We start from the raw sequence: 17,248 nt of genomic DNA on the forward strand, positions 1-17,248 counted from the left end.
ACTGGGAAAGATGCTCCCTGTCGACTTTATTGAGCGCGGACGAATCGTCACCCGGGCGCACATGCGCTGCTGCTTCGTAAAGCCCGCGTCATTTGCCAGTTAGTCGGAGGAATGTGGCATGAACAGACCAGCCAAATTAGCACTCGGCACCAGCCTTCTTGCGCTCATGCTAGGGGTAGGTGGTTGCACGATCGAGAAGGAAGAGTCCGGGCAACTGCCAGACGTAGATGTCCAGGGCGGGAACATGCCCGAGTACGACGTCAAGGACGCGGATGTGGATGTCGGTATCAAAGAACGATCCGTGCCACTTCCGAACGTGGACGTAGAAACCGAGCGCTAATCCCGGGCACGCGCCCAGCATTCGATAGCGATCTATGAAAGAGGACCCATGCGAATCAATCGCCCAACCCGTCAGCCAAGCCGCCCCGCGACCACTAAGGTCAGGCACTGACCGCGATTGCCAGCAGCAAGCCAAATCAACATCAAGCGAGGATCGAACAATGAACGCATCAAACAAAAAGCCACTTGCACTCGCAGCCGCTCTCATGGCCGGTAGTCTCGCCCTACCCGCCATAGCCCAAGAATCCCAGCAGGGCACGCAGACCCAGCAGGCTGCCGGCGCCTCCATTCGAGTCGGCCATAATGTCGTTGATGCCGTTGACGATGTTCGTGAGAACGTTGCCGATCTGATCGGGTCGCTGCGCCAGTCCGGTGCGTCCATGGGCATGACCAACTGGCAACAGAGCGAAGGCCAACTGGCAAAGATGGAACAACAGCTCAACCAGCAGATGGAGCACAGGCTGGACGAGAAGGCCGAGCGTACTGACGATGATTGGACCGCCTGGATCAGAGGCGAAGATTATCAGGTCAGCGTAACCAAGCAGGTCAATGAGCTCGCCAGCAATCTCGATGAAGTCGCCAAGATGCTCAGCGGCGCGACTAGCCAGACAATGCAGGAAATCGACAGCGCCGACGTCGTCAATCAGGTAGATGACTTGCAGGAAACCGTCGAAGACCTGGTTCAGGCGCTGCAGGACATGGACGGCATGAACGTCAACAAGCAGAACCTCCAGCAGGCTCAGCAGCGCCTGGACACCATGGAGAAGGAACTGGACCGCCTAAACGATATGGCAGAGGCGGAGTGGCGCACGTATGCCCTTGGCGAGCAGTTCAATCCCGGCGTTCATAAGAACATCTCCGAGCTTGCGCAGATCTTGCGAAGCCTTGTCCAACAAAGCTGATTGACCCTCTAGACCCATTAGCGACAGGCCCCGCCCGCGCCACAGGCCGGTAAGGCGGGGCTTCGACCTAAGCAGCGGGCTTTATCCACAGAGCTGAACAGTCATTGGCGACAGGCAAAGTCTACGGCTTGAAGCCGCGTCATAGGCCCCATGTTAGACTCCCCGCTTCTTTCCGCCACCCGTACCGCTCGTGCCCGACTCTCAAGCTTGGTTGCCCGCTGACCGCATCTGCGCCCCGCCCCTCCCTGAACTGCTCGACTGGCTGTACGTCGATAAAGGCTCGCTCACCCGACGCCTAACCGAGCTGGCCGATGGCGCGTTCAGCGTGACACCACTGACCGAAGGCTGGCAGGCTCTGCGAGCTGACGAATGCGGCGCGCTTGGCGTACCGGAGAATAGCCAGGGCTGGGTTCGCGAGGTCTATCTACGCGGCCATCAACAGCCCTGGGTGTTCGCCCGCAGTGTTGCCGCACGGAGCGCCTTGGAGCAGTCCGGACTGGATCTGCCCCATCTTGGCAGTCGCTCGTTGGGCGAGTTGCTGTTCAGCGACCCGGCGTTCGCCCGCGGCCCGCTGGAAGCGCGGCGTTATCCGCCCGAGTGGCTGCCGCAGGAAGTACGCCAGGCACAGCTCTGGGCGCGCCGTTCCTGTTTTACCCAGGGCGATCTACGCGTGCTGGTCGCAGAGGTGTTTCTGCCATCCCTGTGGCAGGCCGCACGGATCGCCATCTGAACGCGACACAGACTGCCCATCATTGCCAACAACGATCGGAGACCCGCTGATGTTCCAGAAGCTTCTGCAATCGAGCAATCGCCTCCATCCGCGCGCCTGGGACTTCATCCAGCTGATGCGACTGGATCGCCCGATCGGCACCTGGCTGCTGCTGTGGCCAACACTCTGGGCGCTGTGGATTGCAGGCGAGGGCTCGCCCAGCGTGAAGAACATCGTCATCTTCGTGCTTGGCGTCATTCTCATGCGCGCTGCCGGCTGCGTGATCAATGACTTTGCCGACCGCAACCTGGATGGCCACGTCAGCCGCACCAAGGGCCGCCCGCTGGCGACCGGCAAGATCACTGCAAAGGAAGCCTGGATTCTTTTTGCCATCCTTGTCGCGCTGAGCTTCGGGCTGGTCCTGCTGACCAACGCGGCGACTGTCTGGCTGTCGTTCGGCGCGCTTGGCGTCGCGGCGCTCTACCCGTTCATGAAGCGGTATACCTATTATCCGCAGGTGGTGTTGGGCGCAGCTTTTTCCTGGGGCATGCTGATGGCTTTCACCGCCGAGCGCGGCGAGCTGCCGCCGGAAGCCTGGCTGCTGTTCATTGCCAATGTGCTCTGGACGGTCGGCTACGACACCTATTACGCCATGGCTGACCGTGAGGATGACCTCAAGATAGGTATCAAATCCACGGCAATCCTCTTCGGCGACGGCGACCGGATCGCCATCGTCACGTTGCAAGGGCTCGCCCTGCTCTGCCTGGCTCTCGCTGGCGTTCGCTTCGAGCTTGGCCAGTGGTTTCACCTCGGGCTGACCATCGCCGCCGCCTGTTTTGCCTGGGAGTTCTGGAAAACCCGCTCGCGCAAGCCACAAGTCTGCTTTCAGGCGTTTCTGCATAACCATTGGGCCGGATTGGCGATCCTCGCCGGTATCGTGCTTGACTACGCAACGAGAGCGGCTTAGCAGCCTGTTCCTAGACGAAGGCTGCAATTTCCATCCAGGCCAGGACCTATCGAGTCTCAGCTCAACTCGTGCACAATTTTCTGTCACATGGCTGCAACATTTCCGTTATCTAATGCCGATCGACAATAAAACGTACCGAGAGCGGGACATGAACGGCAAATGCATACTGATCGTCGATGACGAAGCGCCGATCCGGGAAATGATCGTGGTGGCGCTGGAAATGGCTGGCTACGAATGCCTTGAAGCAGAAAACACCCAGCAGGCTCATGCGCTGATCATTGACCGTCAGCCGGACCTGATTTTGCTCGACTGGATGCTGCCCGGCACATCCGGCATCGAGCTGGCACGTCGACTCAAGCGGGACGAGATGACGACCAACACACCGATCATCATGCTTACCGCCAAAGATGCCGAGGACAACAAGATTCAGGGTCTGGAGGTGGGGGCCGACGACTACATCACCAAGCCCTTCTCGCCCCGCGAACTGGTTGCGCGCCTCAAGGCTGTGCTCCGCCGCGCTGGCACCAGCGACAACGAAACGCCCATCGAGATCGGCGGCCTGTTGCTCGACCCCATCAGTCACCGCGTCACCATCGATGGCACACCCGCCGACATGGGGCCAACCGAGTATCGCCTGCTGCAGTTTTTCATGACGCATCAGGAGCGCGCCTACACCCGAGGCCAGCTACTCGATCAAGTCTGGGGCGGGAATGTGTATGTCGAAGAACGCACCGTCGATGTGCACATTCGGCGTCTGCGCAAGGCCCTGGGCGAGACCTATGAAAATCTGGTGCAAACCGTACGCGGCACGGGTTATCGTTTTTCCACCAAGAGCTGAACAAGCCGCAACCGCCGAGCGTAGCTGGCGTTGTAGATGAATTCCGGCCGGCCTCAAGCTGCCTCAAGGAGCGTTAGCGGTGAATCAAGACTGGCAAGGCGCCCTGGTGCGTCGCCTGCTGTTGATATTGGCGGGATGCCTGTTGGTGGGGCTGGTCACAGGCGAATATGCGTGGGCATTGGTAATCGGCCTCACCGGTTACCTGGCCTGGACGCTGCGCCAGATCTATCGGCTGCTGCTTTGGCTAAAGAGCGATCAGATCGACCAACCACCGCCCGACAGCCACGGCATCTGGGGCGAAATCTTCGACAATCTCTACCAGCTGCAGCGCCGCGATATTCGCTTGCGAAGCCAGCTGCAATCGGTCATCGACCGGGTCCAGGGATCGACCAGCGCGCTCCGAGATGCAGTGATCATGCTCGACAGCGACGGCAATCTGGAATGGTGGAACCCTGCCGCCGAGCGCCTGCTGGGTCTGAAGAAGCCGCAGGACACCGGTCACCCAGTGACCAACCTGGTGCGCCACCCAAGCTTCAAGGAATACTTCGACAAGGGGCGTCACGAAGAGCCACTGGAGCTGTCTTCGCCAGTTAACGATCGCCTCTGGCTGCAAGTGACCATCACCCGCTACGGCAACAGCGAACACCTGATGGTCGTGCGCGACATTACGCGCCTTCACCAGCTGGAGCAGATGCGCAAGGATTTCGTCGCCAACGTCTCCCACGAGCTGCGCACGCCGCTGACAGTGATTGCCGGTTACCTTGAAACGATGCTTGAGCACACCGACGAGATGCCGGCCCGCTGGCCCCGGGCGCTGAACCAAATGAATCAACAGGCCGGGCGCATGCAGCACCTGCTGAACGACCTGTTGCTACTAGCCAAGCTGGAAGCGACCAATCCACCGACCCACGCCCGCCCGATAGCCGTTGCGACATTGCTGCAGTCGATCAAAGGCGATGCCCAAGCGCTGTCGGCTGAGCGTAACCACAACATCACGCTGGAAGCGGACCCGACCCTACGGCTCAAGGGCAGCGAGAGCGAGTTGCGAAGCGCCTTCTCCAACCTCATATTCAATGCGGTGAAGTACACGCCAGATAATGGCGACGTCCATATTCGCTGGTGGTGCAACGAGCACGGCGCTCACCTGGCGGTACAGGATTCCGGCATCGGGATCGAATCCAAGCATCTTCCGCGATTGACCGAGCGCTTCTACCGAGTCGACTCCAGCCGCGCCAGCAACACTGGCGGCACCGGGCTTGGCCTTGCGATTGTCAAGCACGTGCTGCTGCGCCATCAGGGCCGCCTGGATGTGAACAGCACGCCGGGCAAGGGCAGCACTTTCACCTGCCATTTCCCACTGTCGCAGGCGACGGTGAACTAGGTAGTCGACCGTCCGGCACCTGGCTTCTGCCCAGCTTCTTGAAATAACCCCGAACCGGCCCCATCCTTGGGGCCGTCATCGACTACCCGACATTTCAATGGACCCTTCCCCCAGTTACGCCGCTTCCTCTTACTTCGCCGACTTCGGCATGATTCTCTTTGCCTTGTTCTTGGTTCTGCTCAACGGCTTTTTCGTGGCCGCCGAGTTCGCCATGGTCAAGCTCCGCGCCACCAAGGTCGAGGCGATCGCCAAGGAACACGGCTGGCGCGGCCATATTCTGCGCAAAGTCCATAGCCAGCTGGACGCTTATCTGTCAGCCTGCCAGCTAGGCATCACCCTGGCTTCGCTGGGCCTCGGCTGGGTGGGTGAACCAGCCTTCGCGCACCTGCTCGAACCCGTGCTGGCTGCGGCGGGTATACAGTCCCAGGCTGTCGTTCATGGCATCGCCTTCTTCACAGCATTCTTCATCATTTCCTACCTGCACATCGTGGTCGGCGAGTTGGCCCCGAAGTCATGGGCTATCCGTAAACCCGAACTGCTGTCGCTGTGGACGGCCGCGCCGCTGTATCTGTTCTATTGGGCCATGTACCCGGCCATTTACCTGCTCAATGCCAGCGCTAACGCTATCCTGCGTTTTGCCGGCCAGGGAGAACCCGGCAGCCACCACGAACATCACTACAGCCGCGAAGAGCTGAAGCTGATCCTCCATTCCAATACCACCCTCGACCCGGCCAACCACGACATCAAGGTACTCGCCTCGGCGGTCGAGATGAGTGAGCTGGAAGTGGCCGACTGGTCTAATTCACGTGAGGACTTGGTGCAACTGGAACATGACGCCTCGCTGGCCGACATCCTCGAGCTTATCCGTCGCCACAAGTACAGCCGCTACCCGGTGCACGACAGCGAGCAAGGCGACTACATCGGCCTGCTGCACATCAAGGATCTGCTGCTAGCCCTGGCGAGCGACGACAGGCTGGCGCAGCATTTCGTGCTCAGGGACATTCTCAGACCGCTGGAACGCGTACCGCGTTATCTGCCTCTCAACGTGCTGCTCGACCAGTTCCGTCAGGGTGGCGCACATTTCGTACTGGTCGAAGAAGGCGACCACAAGGTGGTGGGCTTCCTGACCATGGAGGACGTCCTCGAAGTGCTGGTGGGCGACATTCAGGATGAGCATCGCAAGACCGAGCGCGGCATCCTCGCCTATCAGCCGGGCAAGCTGCTGGTTCGTGGGGACACGCCGCTTTTCAAGCTGGAACGCCTTTTGGGTGTGGATCTGGACCACATCGAGGCGGACACCCTCGCAGGGCTGATTTACGAAACCCTCAAGCGCGTTCCGGAAGAAAACGAGGAACTGCTGATGGACGACCTGCAGATAGTGGTCAAGAAGATGCGCGGCCCGAAGATCGTTCTGGCCAAGGTATTGAAGCAGGAGTGAGCCAGCACCCGCGGCTGAGCGGCTGACGCCGCTTCAATCACCACCGACCGCGAAGTTCGGCAGGCTGTTGACCGGCTGGGAAAAGTCGAAGGGAATCGACTCGATTGCCAGTCCAACGTTGCGCTGCACGACAAAGTGCAAGTGCGGACCCGTGCTATTGCCGGTATTACCGGAGCGTGCGATGCGGCTTCCTGTTTCCACACGCTGCCCCTCACGAACCGCCACTGAGCCTTTCATCAGGTGCAGATAAACACCCATGGTGCCGTCGTCGTGGAGAATCCGCACGAAATTGCCGGAAGGATTGTTGCCACGCCCGCTCTGGCTGTTTTCGATTTTGACCACCATGCCACCACGCGCTGCGACGATGGGCGTACCCTCGGGCATGGCGATGTCGACGGCATAGCGACCTTTCGGGGTGAAGTGGCTGTATTTGCCGTTAGCGCCCTGCGTAAGGCGAAACGGACCACCACGCCAGGGCAGCGGATACTTGTAGGGTTTGGGTAGCAGCCGCGGGTCGCCCAGCGCATGACGCAGCTTCGGGGTGTATCGCAGCGGCTTGGACGGATCGAGCGGAGCGAGTGTGGCCAGGCGAATCTGACTGCGCGGCGGCAAGACCCAGCGGATCGGCTTGTCCGGAACGCCGACGGCATTCTGCACGCCGGTCAGCATGAGCTCGACATCCACAGGAGCAAACAGGTCGTTGCGCACCAGCAGGGTCTCGCCGGCTGCATGCTTGCGGGTTTCCAGCTTCACCTGCGTGTCGAGCTTCTCGACCATACGGTCGCTGAAGGTAAACACGCTGGCGCCCGGTGCAGCCTGATCACTGTAGGTGACCACACCGTTGGCGTCGGTATATTTGTAAACGGTGATGGCCGAAGCAGGCGTAGCCAGCCAGAACAACCCAAGAGCAAGAATGGTGCGCCCCAACATAACGGCAGACTTCATGTGGTTATGTATTCAGAGGTCCGCAGCCTAGCAGCGCAACGGGGCCGAGGCGAGCCACCGACTGTCGACCTGTGAAATCGTTCATTGCTCGCGGTGGTTTTTCAGACAGGCGGGCAACGCCTTGTCTGGTCTGCCCGCAGCTCAGCCGTGCTGCGGCCTTATGCGCCAGGCACGAAGTGCCGCTGCGCCGTGCCGCGTGCAATCAGCCGGGACAGGTAGTCAAGCTTCTGCGGGTCGCGATCGACGAAGCGGAAGGTCAGCTGCAACCACTCACTGTCCGGCTTGGGCTCCAAAGCCGCAACCGCATGAAGGTAGCCGTTGAGACGGGCAACTTCGCCGCCTTCGCCCTGCTCCAGGTCAAGCACGGCGCTTTCCAGGACGTGCGGCAGTGACTCACCACGCTTGACGACCAGCAGACCCTCTTTAAGGCTGAGCGCTTTGATAATGCAAGGAAGCGTGCCACTCGCCAGCCGCAGCTGACCCTGGCCGCGCCCCCCATTGACCGCGCTGGGTTTGGCTGCACTTGGCTGGGCCAGCGGCGCCGCAAATCCGGGCGCTGGCGAGACGGCCGGCGCAGCGGAAGCGGGCTTGACGACCTCGGTTTTGCCACCGGTAAGCGCCGCCAACGAATCATTCGCCATGCCGGTGTTGGTTGGCCGTGGCGGGGCACTTGCCGCCAACGCATCGAGCTTGCCAGCGCGCCCCAACGCTTTGCGTACCTTGGTCGTCAGCTGCTCGTTGGAAAATGGCTTGCCAATGAAGTCGGACACCCCGGACTGGATCGCCTGCACCACGTTCTCCTTGTCGCCACGGCTAGTCACCATGATGAACGGAGTCGTTTTCAGGTTCTCGTGGGCACGGCACCAGGTCAGCAGCTCGAGCCCGGACATCTCCGGCATTTCCCAGTCGCAGAGAATCAGATCGAAGCGATCTCGATCGAGCATTTGTTGAGCCTTGCGCCCGTTCACGGCTTCTTCTATTCGAATGCCCGGGAAATGGCTGCGCAGCCCCTTTTTGACCAGATCACGGATGAAGGGGGCGTCATCCACTACCAGCACACTGACCTTGCTCATCAATCGCTCCTGCTGCAATGGCCGCCAGCATAGCGGTAGCGGCGGGTTGAAAAAAGCGCAGCCGACCAGTGAGTTTATTTTTCTGCGACCGGGCCAACCATCGTGCGATAGCGAGCGACCGGGCAACCGCAGGCTTTCGCAGCGTTAAAACGCCAGCAGGCAAATGTCAGGTGAAGTAGCGTCGGCGGCCCTGCCGGGGGCATCGGAAACTGGGGGCCAGTGCTTGGCAGCGCGGGCAACACTCCGCTACCGCTCGAAGTCGCCCCTGCCCACCGGCATCTCATGTCACCGTGCTGACCGTCCGCCCCGGCGTCTACGCGAGAACTGAACGACTCAGTTGCCTTCGAGATGCCCGTGTAACTCGACGAACTGTTGGGTCAGCTTGTGGCGCGGATCGAAATGGATGAGCGGTATGCAGACCTGATGTGATTCACGCATCCGTACCGAACTCATCAGGTGCACCGGCAATACCGGTAAGCCTTCGGCGAGCAGGTCGTCGATCATCTGTTGTGGCAACGCTGCGCGAGGCTGGAACTGGTTGACCACGATGCCCTCCACCTCCAGCCCCTCGTTATGATCCTCCTGCAGCTCTTCGATTTCACTGAGCAGGCTGTATAGCGCCTGGCGCGAGAAGCTGTCGCAATCGAAGGGAATAAGGCAGCGATCTGCCCCTATCAGCGCCGATACGGTAAAGAAATTAAGCGCTGGCGGCGTGTCCAGGTAGATCCGCTCGTACTCTTCGGACAGGCTTTCCAACAGTTTCCGAAGCTTGTTGATCTTGTACTTCGCCTCAAGCTTCGGTTGCAGATCAGCGAGCTCGGCCGTTGCCGTGATCAGGTGCAGATTTTCGAACGGGGTTTCGTGGATCGGTGGACGCGCCTTCTTACCTGCCGCCCCGCCCGACAGGACCTGCTTGAAGTAGTCCGCCATACCGGTGGGCAATGCATTGCCGGTCAGGCCAGAAAGGTAGTGACTGGAGTTGGCCTGCGCATCGAGGTCAATCAACAGGGTGCGATAGCCGTGAGCCGCACTCACCGCCGCCAAATTGCAGGCAATGCTCGACTTACCAACCCCACCCTTCTGATTGAACACAACCCGTCGCATGCGTCGTCCTCTGATTATGGTTCGGTCAAAGTATCACCCGAGTCTATACAACACAGATGGCGTTCAGACTAATTTCCTAATAACAACCTGCGACAGCGCCCTGTCGGTCAGCTTTGTTACCCTTGCGCCATAACGATAACGAGGAGAGACATGTGCCAAGGCTACTGATCGCTCTGCTGTTCGCCCTGCTTAGCCAGCAGACCATCGCTCAATCGCAGGACGACATACTGAGAGTCGGCATCACCGAAGTCCCGCCCTTCGTCATTCACGAGCCGGATGGCAGCTGGAGCGGCATCAGCATCGATCTGTGGGAGGCGATTGCTGAACAGGAGGGCTATCGCTACGCCTTGCAACCTCTGCCGTTCGATCAGCTGTTACCGGGCCTGCAAAACAATCAGCTCGATGTGGCGGTGGGCGCCCTGACCATGACTGCCGAGCGCGAGGCTTTGGTCGATTTCACTCATCCCTTCTATCGCACCGGCCTGGCCATTGGCGTGCCGCAGACGCCGGAGGGCAGCGGTTGGGGTGCCGTCCGGGCGCTGTTTTCCTGGCAGTTCGCAAGTCTGGTACTGGGGCTAGGCGCGCTATTGCTGGTGGTTGGCGCACTGCTCTGGCTATTCGAGCGCCGGCGCAACCGTGAGCAGTTCGGGGGCAGTTCGGTAGAAGGGCTCGGCAACAGCTTCTGGTGGGCTGCGGTGACCATGACCACTGTCGGCTACGGTGACAAGGCGCCCGTAACACTAGGCGGTCGCCTGATCGCGATCGTCTGGATGTTTGCCGCACTGATCATGGTCTCGACCTTTACCGCGGCGGTCACGAGCACCCTGACCGTTGGCAGCCTCAAGAGCGGTTTGCAAGGACCCGACGATCTGCGTAGCGCACACGTTGCGACGGTGAACGGAACCGTAAGCGCCAGCTATCTGCAGGAACACCGCATCCGCGCCACCGACTACCCGGACGTCAGCCAAGCCATCAAAGCCGTGCTCGACGGCGAAGCGGACGCAATCGTGTATGACCAGCCAATCCTGCAATACCGCAATATGGAAATGCGGGGCGAGGGGCTAAGGTTGCTCGCTGGCACCTTTGAAGAGCAGTCGTATGCCTTTGCAGTACCGGCTGGCAGCCAATACCGGGAGCCGCTGAGCCAGGCGATTCTGGACGTCACCAACAGTGCGCGCTGGCAGGACGTGCAGGCGCGCTACCTTGGCGGAAATTGATCGTCGCGCCGTCGCCAGGCCGAGCGGCGCCAGTGCTCAGACAGCGACTGGGGCCTTGATGTGCGGATGGGCTTCGTAACCGACCAGATCGAAGTCTTCGAAGCGGAAAGCGAACAGATCCTTCACCTCGGGATTGAGCTTCATCGTGGGCAGCGGCAGCGGTTCCCGGGATAATTGCAGATCGGCCTGCTCAAGGTGATTGGCATAGAGGTGACAATCACCTCCGCTCCAGATGAACTCACCGGGCTGCAGGTCGCACACCTGGGCCACCATCAGGGTCAGCAGTGCGTAGCTGGCAATATTGAAGGGCACACCAAGGAAGATGTCTGCCGAGCGCTGATACAGCTGGCAGCTGAGCTTGCCCTCCGCAACATAGAACTGGAACAACGCGTGGCATGGGGGCAGAGCCATCTCATCAACCAGCGCCGGGTTCCAGGCCGAGACGATAAGGCGCCGCGAGTCTGGGTTTCGTTTGATCATTTCAACCAGCTTGCTGATCTGGTCGACCGACTCGCCGTTGGGCGCCGGCCAATTGCGCCACTGATAGCCATAGACCGGACCGAGTTCACCGTTCTCGTCGGCCCACTCGTCCCAGATCCGCACCCCGTTGTCTTGCAGGTACTTGATATTGGTATCGCCCTGGAGAAACCACAGCAGCTCATGAATGATCGATTTCAGGTGGCACTTCTTGGTCGTCACCAGCGGAAAGCCTTCGCTCAGGTCGAAGCGCATCTGGTGGCCGAACACGCTGTAGGTGCCGGTGCCGGTGCGATCGGTCTTGAAAGTGCCGTGCTCGCGCACATGGCGCATCAGGTCGAGGTACTGTTTCATCGATGGGCTCGAAGCGGGCGCCGTGGCGCGATAAAAGGAATCCTGCCAATAGTAAGAGCCGACGTCCGGCTTGTCGCCCTATAGGCGACGAAGCCGGACGGTGTGCAATCAGGCGGTCGCCTTCACCGGCTCGTGACGGTAACCCCAGGCAATCATGCCAAGACCGATCAGGACCATCGGCACACAAAGCACCTGGCCCATCGTCAACCAGCCGAATGCCAGGTAACCGAGCTGAGCATCGGGCACGCGTACGAATTCGACGATGAAGCGGAAGATACCGTAGCAAACAGCAAACAGACCGGAGACCGCCATGGTCGGCCGCGGCTTGCTCGAGTAGATCCAGAGAATGACGAACAGCGCCACGCCTTCCAACGCGAACTGATACAGCTGCGACGGATGTCGCGCCAGCTGCTGTGGATCGGTTGGGAAGACCATCGCCCAGGGCACATCGCTCGCTTTGCCCCACAGTTCGGCGTTGATGAAGTTACCGATGCGCCCGGCACCCAGCCCGATTGGGACGAAGGGTGAGATGAAGTCCATCAGTTCGAAGAACTTTTTGCCATTGCGGCAGGCGAATATCCAGGTGCACAACAGCACGCCAAGCAGACCGCCATGAAACGACATGCCGCCCTTCCAGACCTGAAAGATCAGCGTCGGATCGTTAAGGTAGGACGCCAGGTCGTAAAACAGCACGTAGCCCAACCGCCCGCCCACAATCACACCCATAGCCACCCAGAACACCAGGTCAGAGAGCTTGTCCTTGTCCCAGCTGGGATCGAAGCGATGAAGCCGCCGTGAAGCTAGCAGCCAGGCACCACCAATGCCAATGAGGTACATCAGGCCGTACCAGTGGATTTGCAGCGGGCCAAGCGACACGGCCACAGGGTCTATCTGCGGATAAGGCAGCATCCGGTTTTTTCCTCAGATCAAGAAATTGATTCCTACGCTCAACAGCAGCAGCGCGAACAGGCGCCGCAGCATCACAGCGGACAATCGGTGCGCCAGATTGGCGCCGACACGGGCGAAAAACATACTGGTGATCGCCACGCCAACCAACGCTGGCAAGTAGACGTAGCCGACACTCCATTCAGGCAAATGTGCATCCTGCCAGCCGACTACGGCAAAGCTCAACGCGCCGGCCATGGCAATCGGCAAACCGCACGCCGCAGAGGTGCCCACTGCCTGCTGCATCGGTACGCTACGCCAGCTGAGAAACGGCACCGTCAACGAGCCACCGCCGATCCCGAAGATGGCGGAGGCCCAACCAATCACTACGCCTGCAGCCGCCAGGACGGGTCTGCCCGGCAGCCCAGCGCTGGCCTTGGGCTGCAGTGAAAAGCCCATCTGCACCGCCATGGCGATGGCGAACACACCTATGAGCTTCTGCAGCACCGGGCCCTGGATAGCCGCAGCGGTCACACTTCCCACCGCCGCACCGAGCAAAATTCCGGACGTCATCCAGAGCACCACGGGCCACCGTACGGCGTGCTTGCGATGGTGCGCCAGAATAGAATTGATCGACGTAAAGACGATGGTTGCCAATGAAGTACCCACGGCCAGGTGCGTAAGGACCTGCGAATCGAAACCTTGCGCCGTAAAGCTGAACACCAGCACCGGAACGATGATCAGACCACCGCCGACACCGAACAGCCCCGCCAGGACACCAGCGAATCCGCCGAGAAGCAGATAAAGCGCGAACTCCATCGGGCCACCCTGAAAAACAAAGCGGCATGTTAGCGGAAAACGTCTGCGGGGCGGAGCGTGGTTGGGCTTTAACGCTGAGCTGGCGCTCCGCCGCTGTGGCGCGGAGCCTGCGTTATCGTCTAGCCTCGACCCGTCCTTCCAACGAGTCCAGTCCCCATGTGCTTGATCGTGTTCGCCTGGCGCCCCGGCCATACGCTGCCGTTGATCGTCGCCGCCAACCGTGACGAATTCCATGCGCGCCCCAGCCTGCCGCTCGGTCACTGGAGCGATGCTCCACAGATCGTAGCCGGTCGCGACCTGCAAGCGGGCGGCACCTGGATGGGTGTTACCACCGACGGGCGTTTTGCTGCGCTGACCAATATTCGTGCGCCCGGCTCCCCTGTCGGTGAACGATCACGGGGAGAGCTGCCCGAACGCTTCCTCCGCGGCTCGCAACCCCCGGCTCTTTATCTGGAGGCGCTAACCCGCCGTCTCGGTCAGTTTTCAGGTTTCAATCTGCTGGTAGGCGATCGCGCTGAGCTCTGGTATCTGAACTCAGTGGAAAAAACACCTCGCCTGCTCTCGCCAGGCATCTATGGTCTGTCCAATGCAGCACTGGATACACCCTGGCCAAAGCTGCTAGGTGCCCGTGCGGCACTGCAGGCTTGCATCAGTACGCCGGAGCGCGACCGGTTGCTGTCGATCATGAGCGATTCGAAACCCGCCGAGGATGCCGAACTGCCCGCAACCGGAATATCGCAAGAGATGGAAAAGCTCTTATCGAGTACGTTCATCGCCAGCCCCGACTATGGCACCCGCGCCACCACCGTATTGATCCGCCGCGCGGATGGGTCTGCGGCACTGACCGAACGGCGCTTCGGCCCGATTGGCGCTACCGGTGAAACAGAGATAGACCTGCCGCCGTCAACAACCGAGCCGGAACGGATGTCGGGCTAGATCGCTGCAGACGGGTTAACCATACGATCCAGCCCCAGGTTGCGCAGCGTCAGCTGCACCGTGGCGTGGATGACCTGCGGGCTGTCCATCACCATCACCTTGGCCAACAGCTCACGCGCCGTGACCGAACTGATCTGACGCAGCATCCATTTCACTTTTGGCAGGTTGGTGGCGTTCATCGACAGGCTGTCGAAGCCCATCGCCAGCAGCAGAATGGCAGCGCCCGGATCACCGGCCATCTCACCGCAGATACTCACCGGCTTGCCTTCATCGTGGGCCTCTCGAACGACTCGCTGCAGCGCTTCGAGCACAGCGGGATGCAGATAATCGTAAAGATCGGCGACGCGCGGATTGTTGCGGTCAACGGCCAGCAGGTACTGGGTCAAGTCGTTTGACCCCACCGAGATGAAGTCCACCTGACGCGCCAGTTCACGGGTGAGGTAGACAGCAGCCGGAACCTCGATCATGACGCCTACGGGCGGCATTTCGACGTCGGTCCCCTCGTCACGCACCTCGCCCCAGGCACGATGGATCAGGTGCAGCGCCTCTTCAAGTTCGCGGGTGCCGGAGATCATGGGCAGCAGAATGCGCAGGTTATTCAGCCCGGCGCTGGCCTTGAGCATGGCGCGGGTCTGCAGCAGGAATATCTCGGGATGATCGAGGGTGACGCGAATCCCGCGCCAGCCGAGAAAAGGGTTTTCTTCTTTGATCGGAAAGTACGGCAGGCTTTTATCACCGCCCACATCGAGGCTGCGCATGGTCACTGGCAGCGGATGGAAAGCCTGGAGCTGCTCGCGATAGATCGCCATCTGCTCCTTTTCGCTGGGGAAGCGCTCCTTGATCATGAAGGGCACCTCGGTGCGATACAGGCCGACGCCTTCCGCACCGCGCTCCTGCGCGCGTACGACATCGGCGAGCAGGCCGGTATTCACCCACAGCGGAATGCGCAAACCATCGGTGGTCTCGCACGGCAACTCGCGCAGCACGTCCAGACCTTCGGACAGCTGCCGCTCCTGCTCGGCGAGCACCAGGTACTGCTCGCGCAAAACCTTGGCGGGATTGGTGATGATCTCGCCACGGGTGCCGTCGATGATCAACTCGATGCCGTCGACCTTCGAGTAAGGCAGATCGACCGCACCCATAACCGTCGGGATGCCCATGGCTCGAGCCAGGATGGCCACGTGCGAGTTGGACGAACCGAGCACCGATACCATGCCCATCAGCTTCCCCTCGGGGACTTCGCCGAGCATCGCCGGGGACAGTTCTTCGCTGACCAGAATCGTGTTGTCCGGATAGGTCAGGGTTTGCTGGCGGGCCTGTTGCAGGTAGCCGAGCAGGCGCCGGCCAATGTCCTTGACGTCCGAGGCGCGCTCGCGCAGGTAGGCATCGTCCATCATCTCGAAACGGCCGACGTGGTCGCTGACTACTTGACGCAATGCGCCCTGGGCCCACTGGCCGGTACGGATGACCTTCGACACTTCTCCGCCAAGTGCGGAGTCGTCGAGCATCATCAGATAGACGTCGAACAGGGCGCGCTCTTCCTTGCGCATCTGGGTGGCGAGCTTTTCCGACAGCGCACGCATATCTGCTCGGACGGCTTCAAGCGCAGACTCAAACAGCGCCAATTCAGCAGGAATATCTTCGATCGTCTTGTCTGGCACCACGTCGAGGTCGGCGGGTGGCAGAACGACGACGGCCGTACCCACTGCCGCGCCCGGCGCTCCAGGAATACCGATAAAGCGGGTTTCCTGGATGCCCTTGCCCTGCCGGCCCAGGCCGCGGATCGAGCCAGTCGCCTCGGCGTGGGCGATAACACCGGCGAGCTGCGCGCTCATGGTAACGAGGAAGGCTTCTTCACCTTCGTCGAACAGCCGTTGCTCTTTTTGCTGGATGACCAGAACGCCCATCACCCGCCGATGGTGAATGATGGGCGCACCGAGAAAGGAGGCGTAACGCTCTTCACCCGTCTCGGCGAAGTAGCGATAGCGTGGGTGCTCGGAGGCATGCTCCAGGTTGAGCGGCTCCTCGCGCGTGCCGACCAGGCCGACCAGGCCCTCGTTCGGCGCCATGCTGACTTTACCGATGGCCTTCTTGTTGAGACCTTCAGTGGCCATCAGCACGAAGCGACCAGCCTCGGGATCGAGCAGGTAGACCGAGCAGACCTGGCTGCCCATGGCCTCCCGAACCCTCAGCACGATGATGCCCAACGCCGCCGTGAGGTCCTTGGCGGCGTTGACTTCCTGGACGATCTTGCGCAGCGTGCCGAGCATGCTCAGGGGCTTTCTCCCGTCAGTCCCGCGCAAGGAGGCGCGGAGCAAGTTCTTTTAAGGCGCGACGGTAAACCTCGCGCTTGAAGGTGACCACCTGGCCCAACGGATACCAGTAACTGACCCAGCGCCATCCATCGAATTCAGGCTTGCCGGTGAGGTCCATGCGGACGCGATCTTCTGCGCCGGTCAGGCGCAGCAGAAACCACTTCTGTTTCTGACCGATACACAGCGGCTGACTATGGGTGCGCACCAGGCGCTGCGGCAATCGATAGCGCAGCCAGCCACGGGTGCACGCAAGGATTTTGACGTCCCGCTCTTCTAAGCCTACCTCTTCGTTAAGCTCGCGAAAGAGTGCCTCTTCGGGCGTTTCTCGCGGATTGATCCCGCCTTGCGGAAATTGCCAGGCATCCTGATTAATCCGCCGGGCCCACAGCACCTGTCCGACATCATTGGTCAGGATGATGCCGACATTGGGGCGAAAACCATCGGAGTCGATCACGGCATACAACCTCGCAAACGCATGTCGCGGCATTGTTCCACAAAAAGACAACAAGCAGAAAGCGCGCTGAACGGCCATTGATCCCCATGCCGCTG

At 60.6% G+C, this 17,248-nt stretch carries 17 protein-coding genes; 9 read left to right on the forward strand and 8 right to left on the reverse strand.

Features of this window, described 5'->3' with window-relative positions:
• Window positions 1–118: 118 nt before the first annotated feature.
• From JQR87_RS17990 to JQR87_RS18020, 7 genes are all read left to right on the forward strand, one after another.
• Window positions 119–340 carry a hypothetical protein gene (locus tag JQR87_RS17990; protein WP_407294560.1) on the forward strand — a complete coding sequence of 74 codons (222 nt, stop codon included), beginning with the start codon at window positions 119–121 and terminating at the stop codon, window positions 338–340.
• A gap of 160 nt (window positions 341–500) precedes the next feature.
• Window positions 501–1,241, forward strand: a complete 741-nt coding sequence (locus JQR87_RS17995; RefSeq protein WP_407294558.1) for a hypothetical protein — start codon at window positions 501–503, stop codon at window positions 1,239–1,241.
• 190 nt (window positions 1,242–1,431) lie between these two features.
• Window positions 1,432–1,971 (forward strand): chorismate--pyruvate lyase family protein, encoded by a 540-nt coding sequence (locus JQR87_RS18000; protein ID WP_407294556.1) that lies wholly within the window; start codon window positions 1,432–1,434, stop codon window positions 1,969–1,971.
• Window positions 1,972–2,020: 49 nt separating this feature from the next.
• Window positions 2,021–2,917 (forward strand): 4-hydroxybenzoate octaprenyltransferase, encoded by an 897-nt coding sequence (ubiA, locus tag JQR87_RS18005; RefSeq protein WP_407294554.1) that lies wholly within the window; start codon window positions 2,021–2,023, stop codon window positions 2,915–2,917.
• Window positions 2,918–3,065: 148 nt separating this feature from the next.
• Window positions 3,066–3,755 (forward strand): phosphate regulon transcriptional regulator PhoB, encoded by a 690-nt coding sequence (gene phoB, locus JQR87_RS18010; RefSeq protein WP_407294553.1) that lies wholly within the window; start codon window positions 3,066–3,068, stop codon window positions 3,753–3,755.
• A 79-nt stretch (window positions 3,756–3,834) separates the two neighbouring features.
• On the forward strand, window positions 3,835–5,136 hold the full coding sequence (phoR, locus tag JQR87_RS18015; protein ID WP_407294551.1) for a phosphate regulon sensor histidine kinase PhoR: 1,302 nt from the start codon (window positions 3,835–3,837) through the stop codon (window positions 5,134–5,136).
• 97 nt (window positions 5,137–5,233) lie between these two features.
• Complete coding sequence (locus tag JQR87_RS18020; protein ID WP_407294550.1) at window positions 5,234–6,574, forward strand: hemolysin family protein; 1,341 nt, start codon at window positions 5,234–5,236, stop codon at window positions 6,572–6,574.
• A gap of 33 nt (window positions 6,575–6,607) precedes the next feature.
• Here the strand turns inward: JQR87_RS18020 and JQR87_RS18025 are convergent, their stop codons facing one another.
• The 3 genes from JQR87_RS18025 to JQR87_RS18035 all read right to left on the reverse strand — a co-directional run bounded on the left by JQR87_RS18025 (window position 6,608) and on the right by JQR87_RS18035 (window position 9,696).
• Window positions 6,608–7,504, reverse strand: coding sequence for a peptidoglycan DD-metalloendopeptidase family protein (locus JQR87_RS18025; RefSeq protein WP_407297640.1), 897 nt, complete (start codon window positions 7,502–7,504; stop codon window positions 6,608–6,610).
• 173 nt (window positions 7,505–7,677) lie between these two features.
• Window positions 7,678–8,592 carry a response regulator gene (locus tag JQR87_RS18030; RefSeq protein WP_407294548.1) on the reverse strand — a complete coding sequence of 305 codons (915 nt, stop codon included), beginning with the start codon at window positions 8,590–8,592 and terminating at the stop codon, window positions 7,678–7,680.
• A gap of 333 nt (window positions 8,593–8,925) precedes the next feature.
• Complete coding sequence (locus JQR87_RS18035) at window positions 8,926–9,696, reverse strand: ParA family protein (RefSeq protein ID WP_407294547.1); 771 nt, start codon at window positions 9,694–9,696, stop codon at window positions 8,926–8,928.
• Between the two features lie 152 nt (window positions 9,697–9,848).
• Between JQR87_RS18035 and JQR87_RS18040 the strand changes: the two genes are divergently transcribed.
• The gene (locus tag JQR87_RS18040) at window positions 9,849–10,913 is read left to right on the forward strand and encodes a transporter substrate-binding domain-containing protein (RefSeq protein ID WP_407294545.1); all 1,065 of its coding nucleotides are present in this window, start codon (window positions 9,849–9,851) and stop codon (window positions 10,911–10,913) included.
• A 36-nt stretch (window positions 10,914–10,949) separates the two neighbouring features.
• Here the strand turns inward: JQR87_RS18040 and JQR87_RS18045 are convergent, their stop codons facing one another.
• From JQR87_RS18045 to JQR87_RS18055, 3 genes are all read right to left on the reverse strand, one after another.
• Window positions 10,950–11,744 carry a thymidylate synthase gene (locus tag JQR87_RS18045; protein WP_407294544.1) on the reverse strand — a complete coding sequence of 265 codons (795 nt, stop codon included), beginning with the start codon at window positions 11,742–11,744 and terminating at the stop codon, window positions 10,950–10,952.
• A gap of 108 nt (window positions 11,745–11,852) precedes the next feature.
• Window positions 11,853–12,653, reverse strand: a complete 801-nt coding sequence (gene lgt, locus JQR87_RS18050) for a prolipoprotein diacylglyceryl transferase (protein WP_407294542.1) — start codon at window positions 12,651–12,653, stop codon at window positions 11,853–11,855.
• Window positions 12,654–12,665: 12 nt separating this feature from the next.
• Window positions 12,666–13,448, reverse strand: a complete 783-nt coding sequence (locus JQR87_RS18055; RefSeq protein WP_407294541.1) for a sulfite exporter TauE/SafE family protein — start codon at window positions 13,446–13,448, stop codon at window positions 12,666–12,668.
• Between the two features lie 156 nt (window positions 13,449–13,604).
• Here JQR87_RS18055 and JQR87_RS18060 point away from each other — a divergent pair, with 156 nt between their 5' ends.
• The gene (locus tag JQR87_RS18060) at window positions 13,605–14,384 is read left to right on the forward strand and encodes an NRDE family protein (RefSeq protein WP_407294539.1); all 780 of its coding nucleotides are present in this window, start codon (window positions 13,605–13,607) and stop codon (window positions 14,382–14,384) included.
• On the opposite strand, the gene ptsP is transcribed toward JQR87_RS18060, so the two are convergent.
• Window positions 14,381–16,654 carry a phosphoenolpyruvate--protein phosphotransferase gene (gene ptsP, locus JQR87_RS18065; RefSeq protein WP_407294538.1) on the reverse strand — a complete coding sequence of 758 codons (2,274 nt, stop codon included), beginning with the start codon at window positions 16,652–16,654 and terminating at the stop codon, window positions 14,381–14,383. The two genes, JQR87_RS18060 and ptsP, sit on opposite strands and share 4 nt — an antisense overlap.
• 19 nt (window positions 16,655–16,673) lie before the next feature.
• Window positions 16,674–17,153 (reverse strand): RNA pyrophosphohydrolase, encoded by a 480-nt coding sequence (locus JQR87_RS18070; protein WP_407294536.1) that lies wholly within the window; start codon window positions 17,151–17,153, stop codon window positions 16,674–16,676.
• Window positions 17,154–17,248 lie beyond the last annotated feature (95 nt).

Origin of the sequence: Stutzerimonas stutzeri, from assembly GCF_051028275.1 — a bacterium.
Classification (GTDB): Bacteria; Pseudomonadota; Gammaproteobacteria; order Pseudomonadales; family Pseudomonadaceae; genus Stutzerimonas; species Stutzerimonas stutzeri_AS.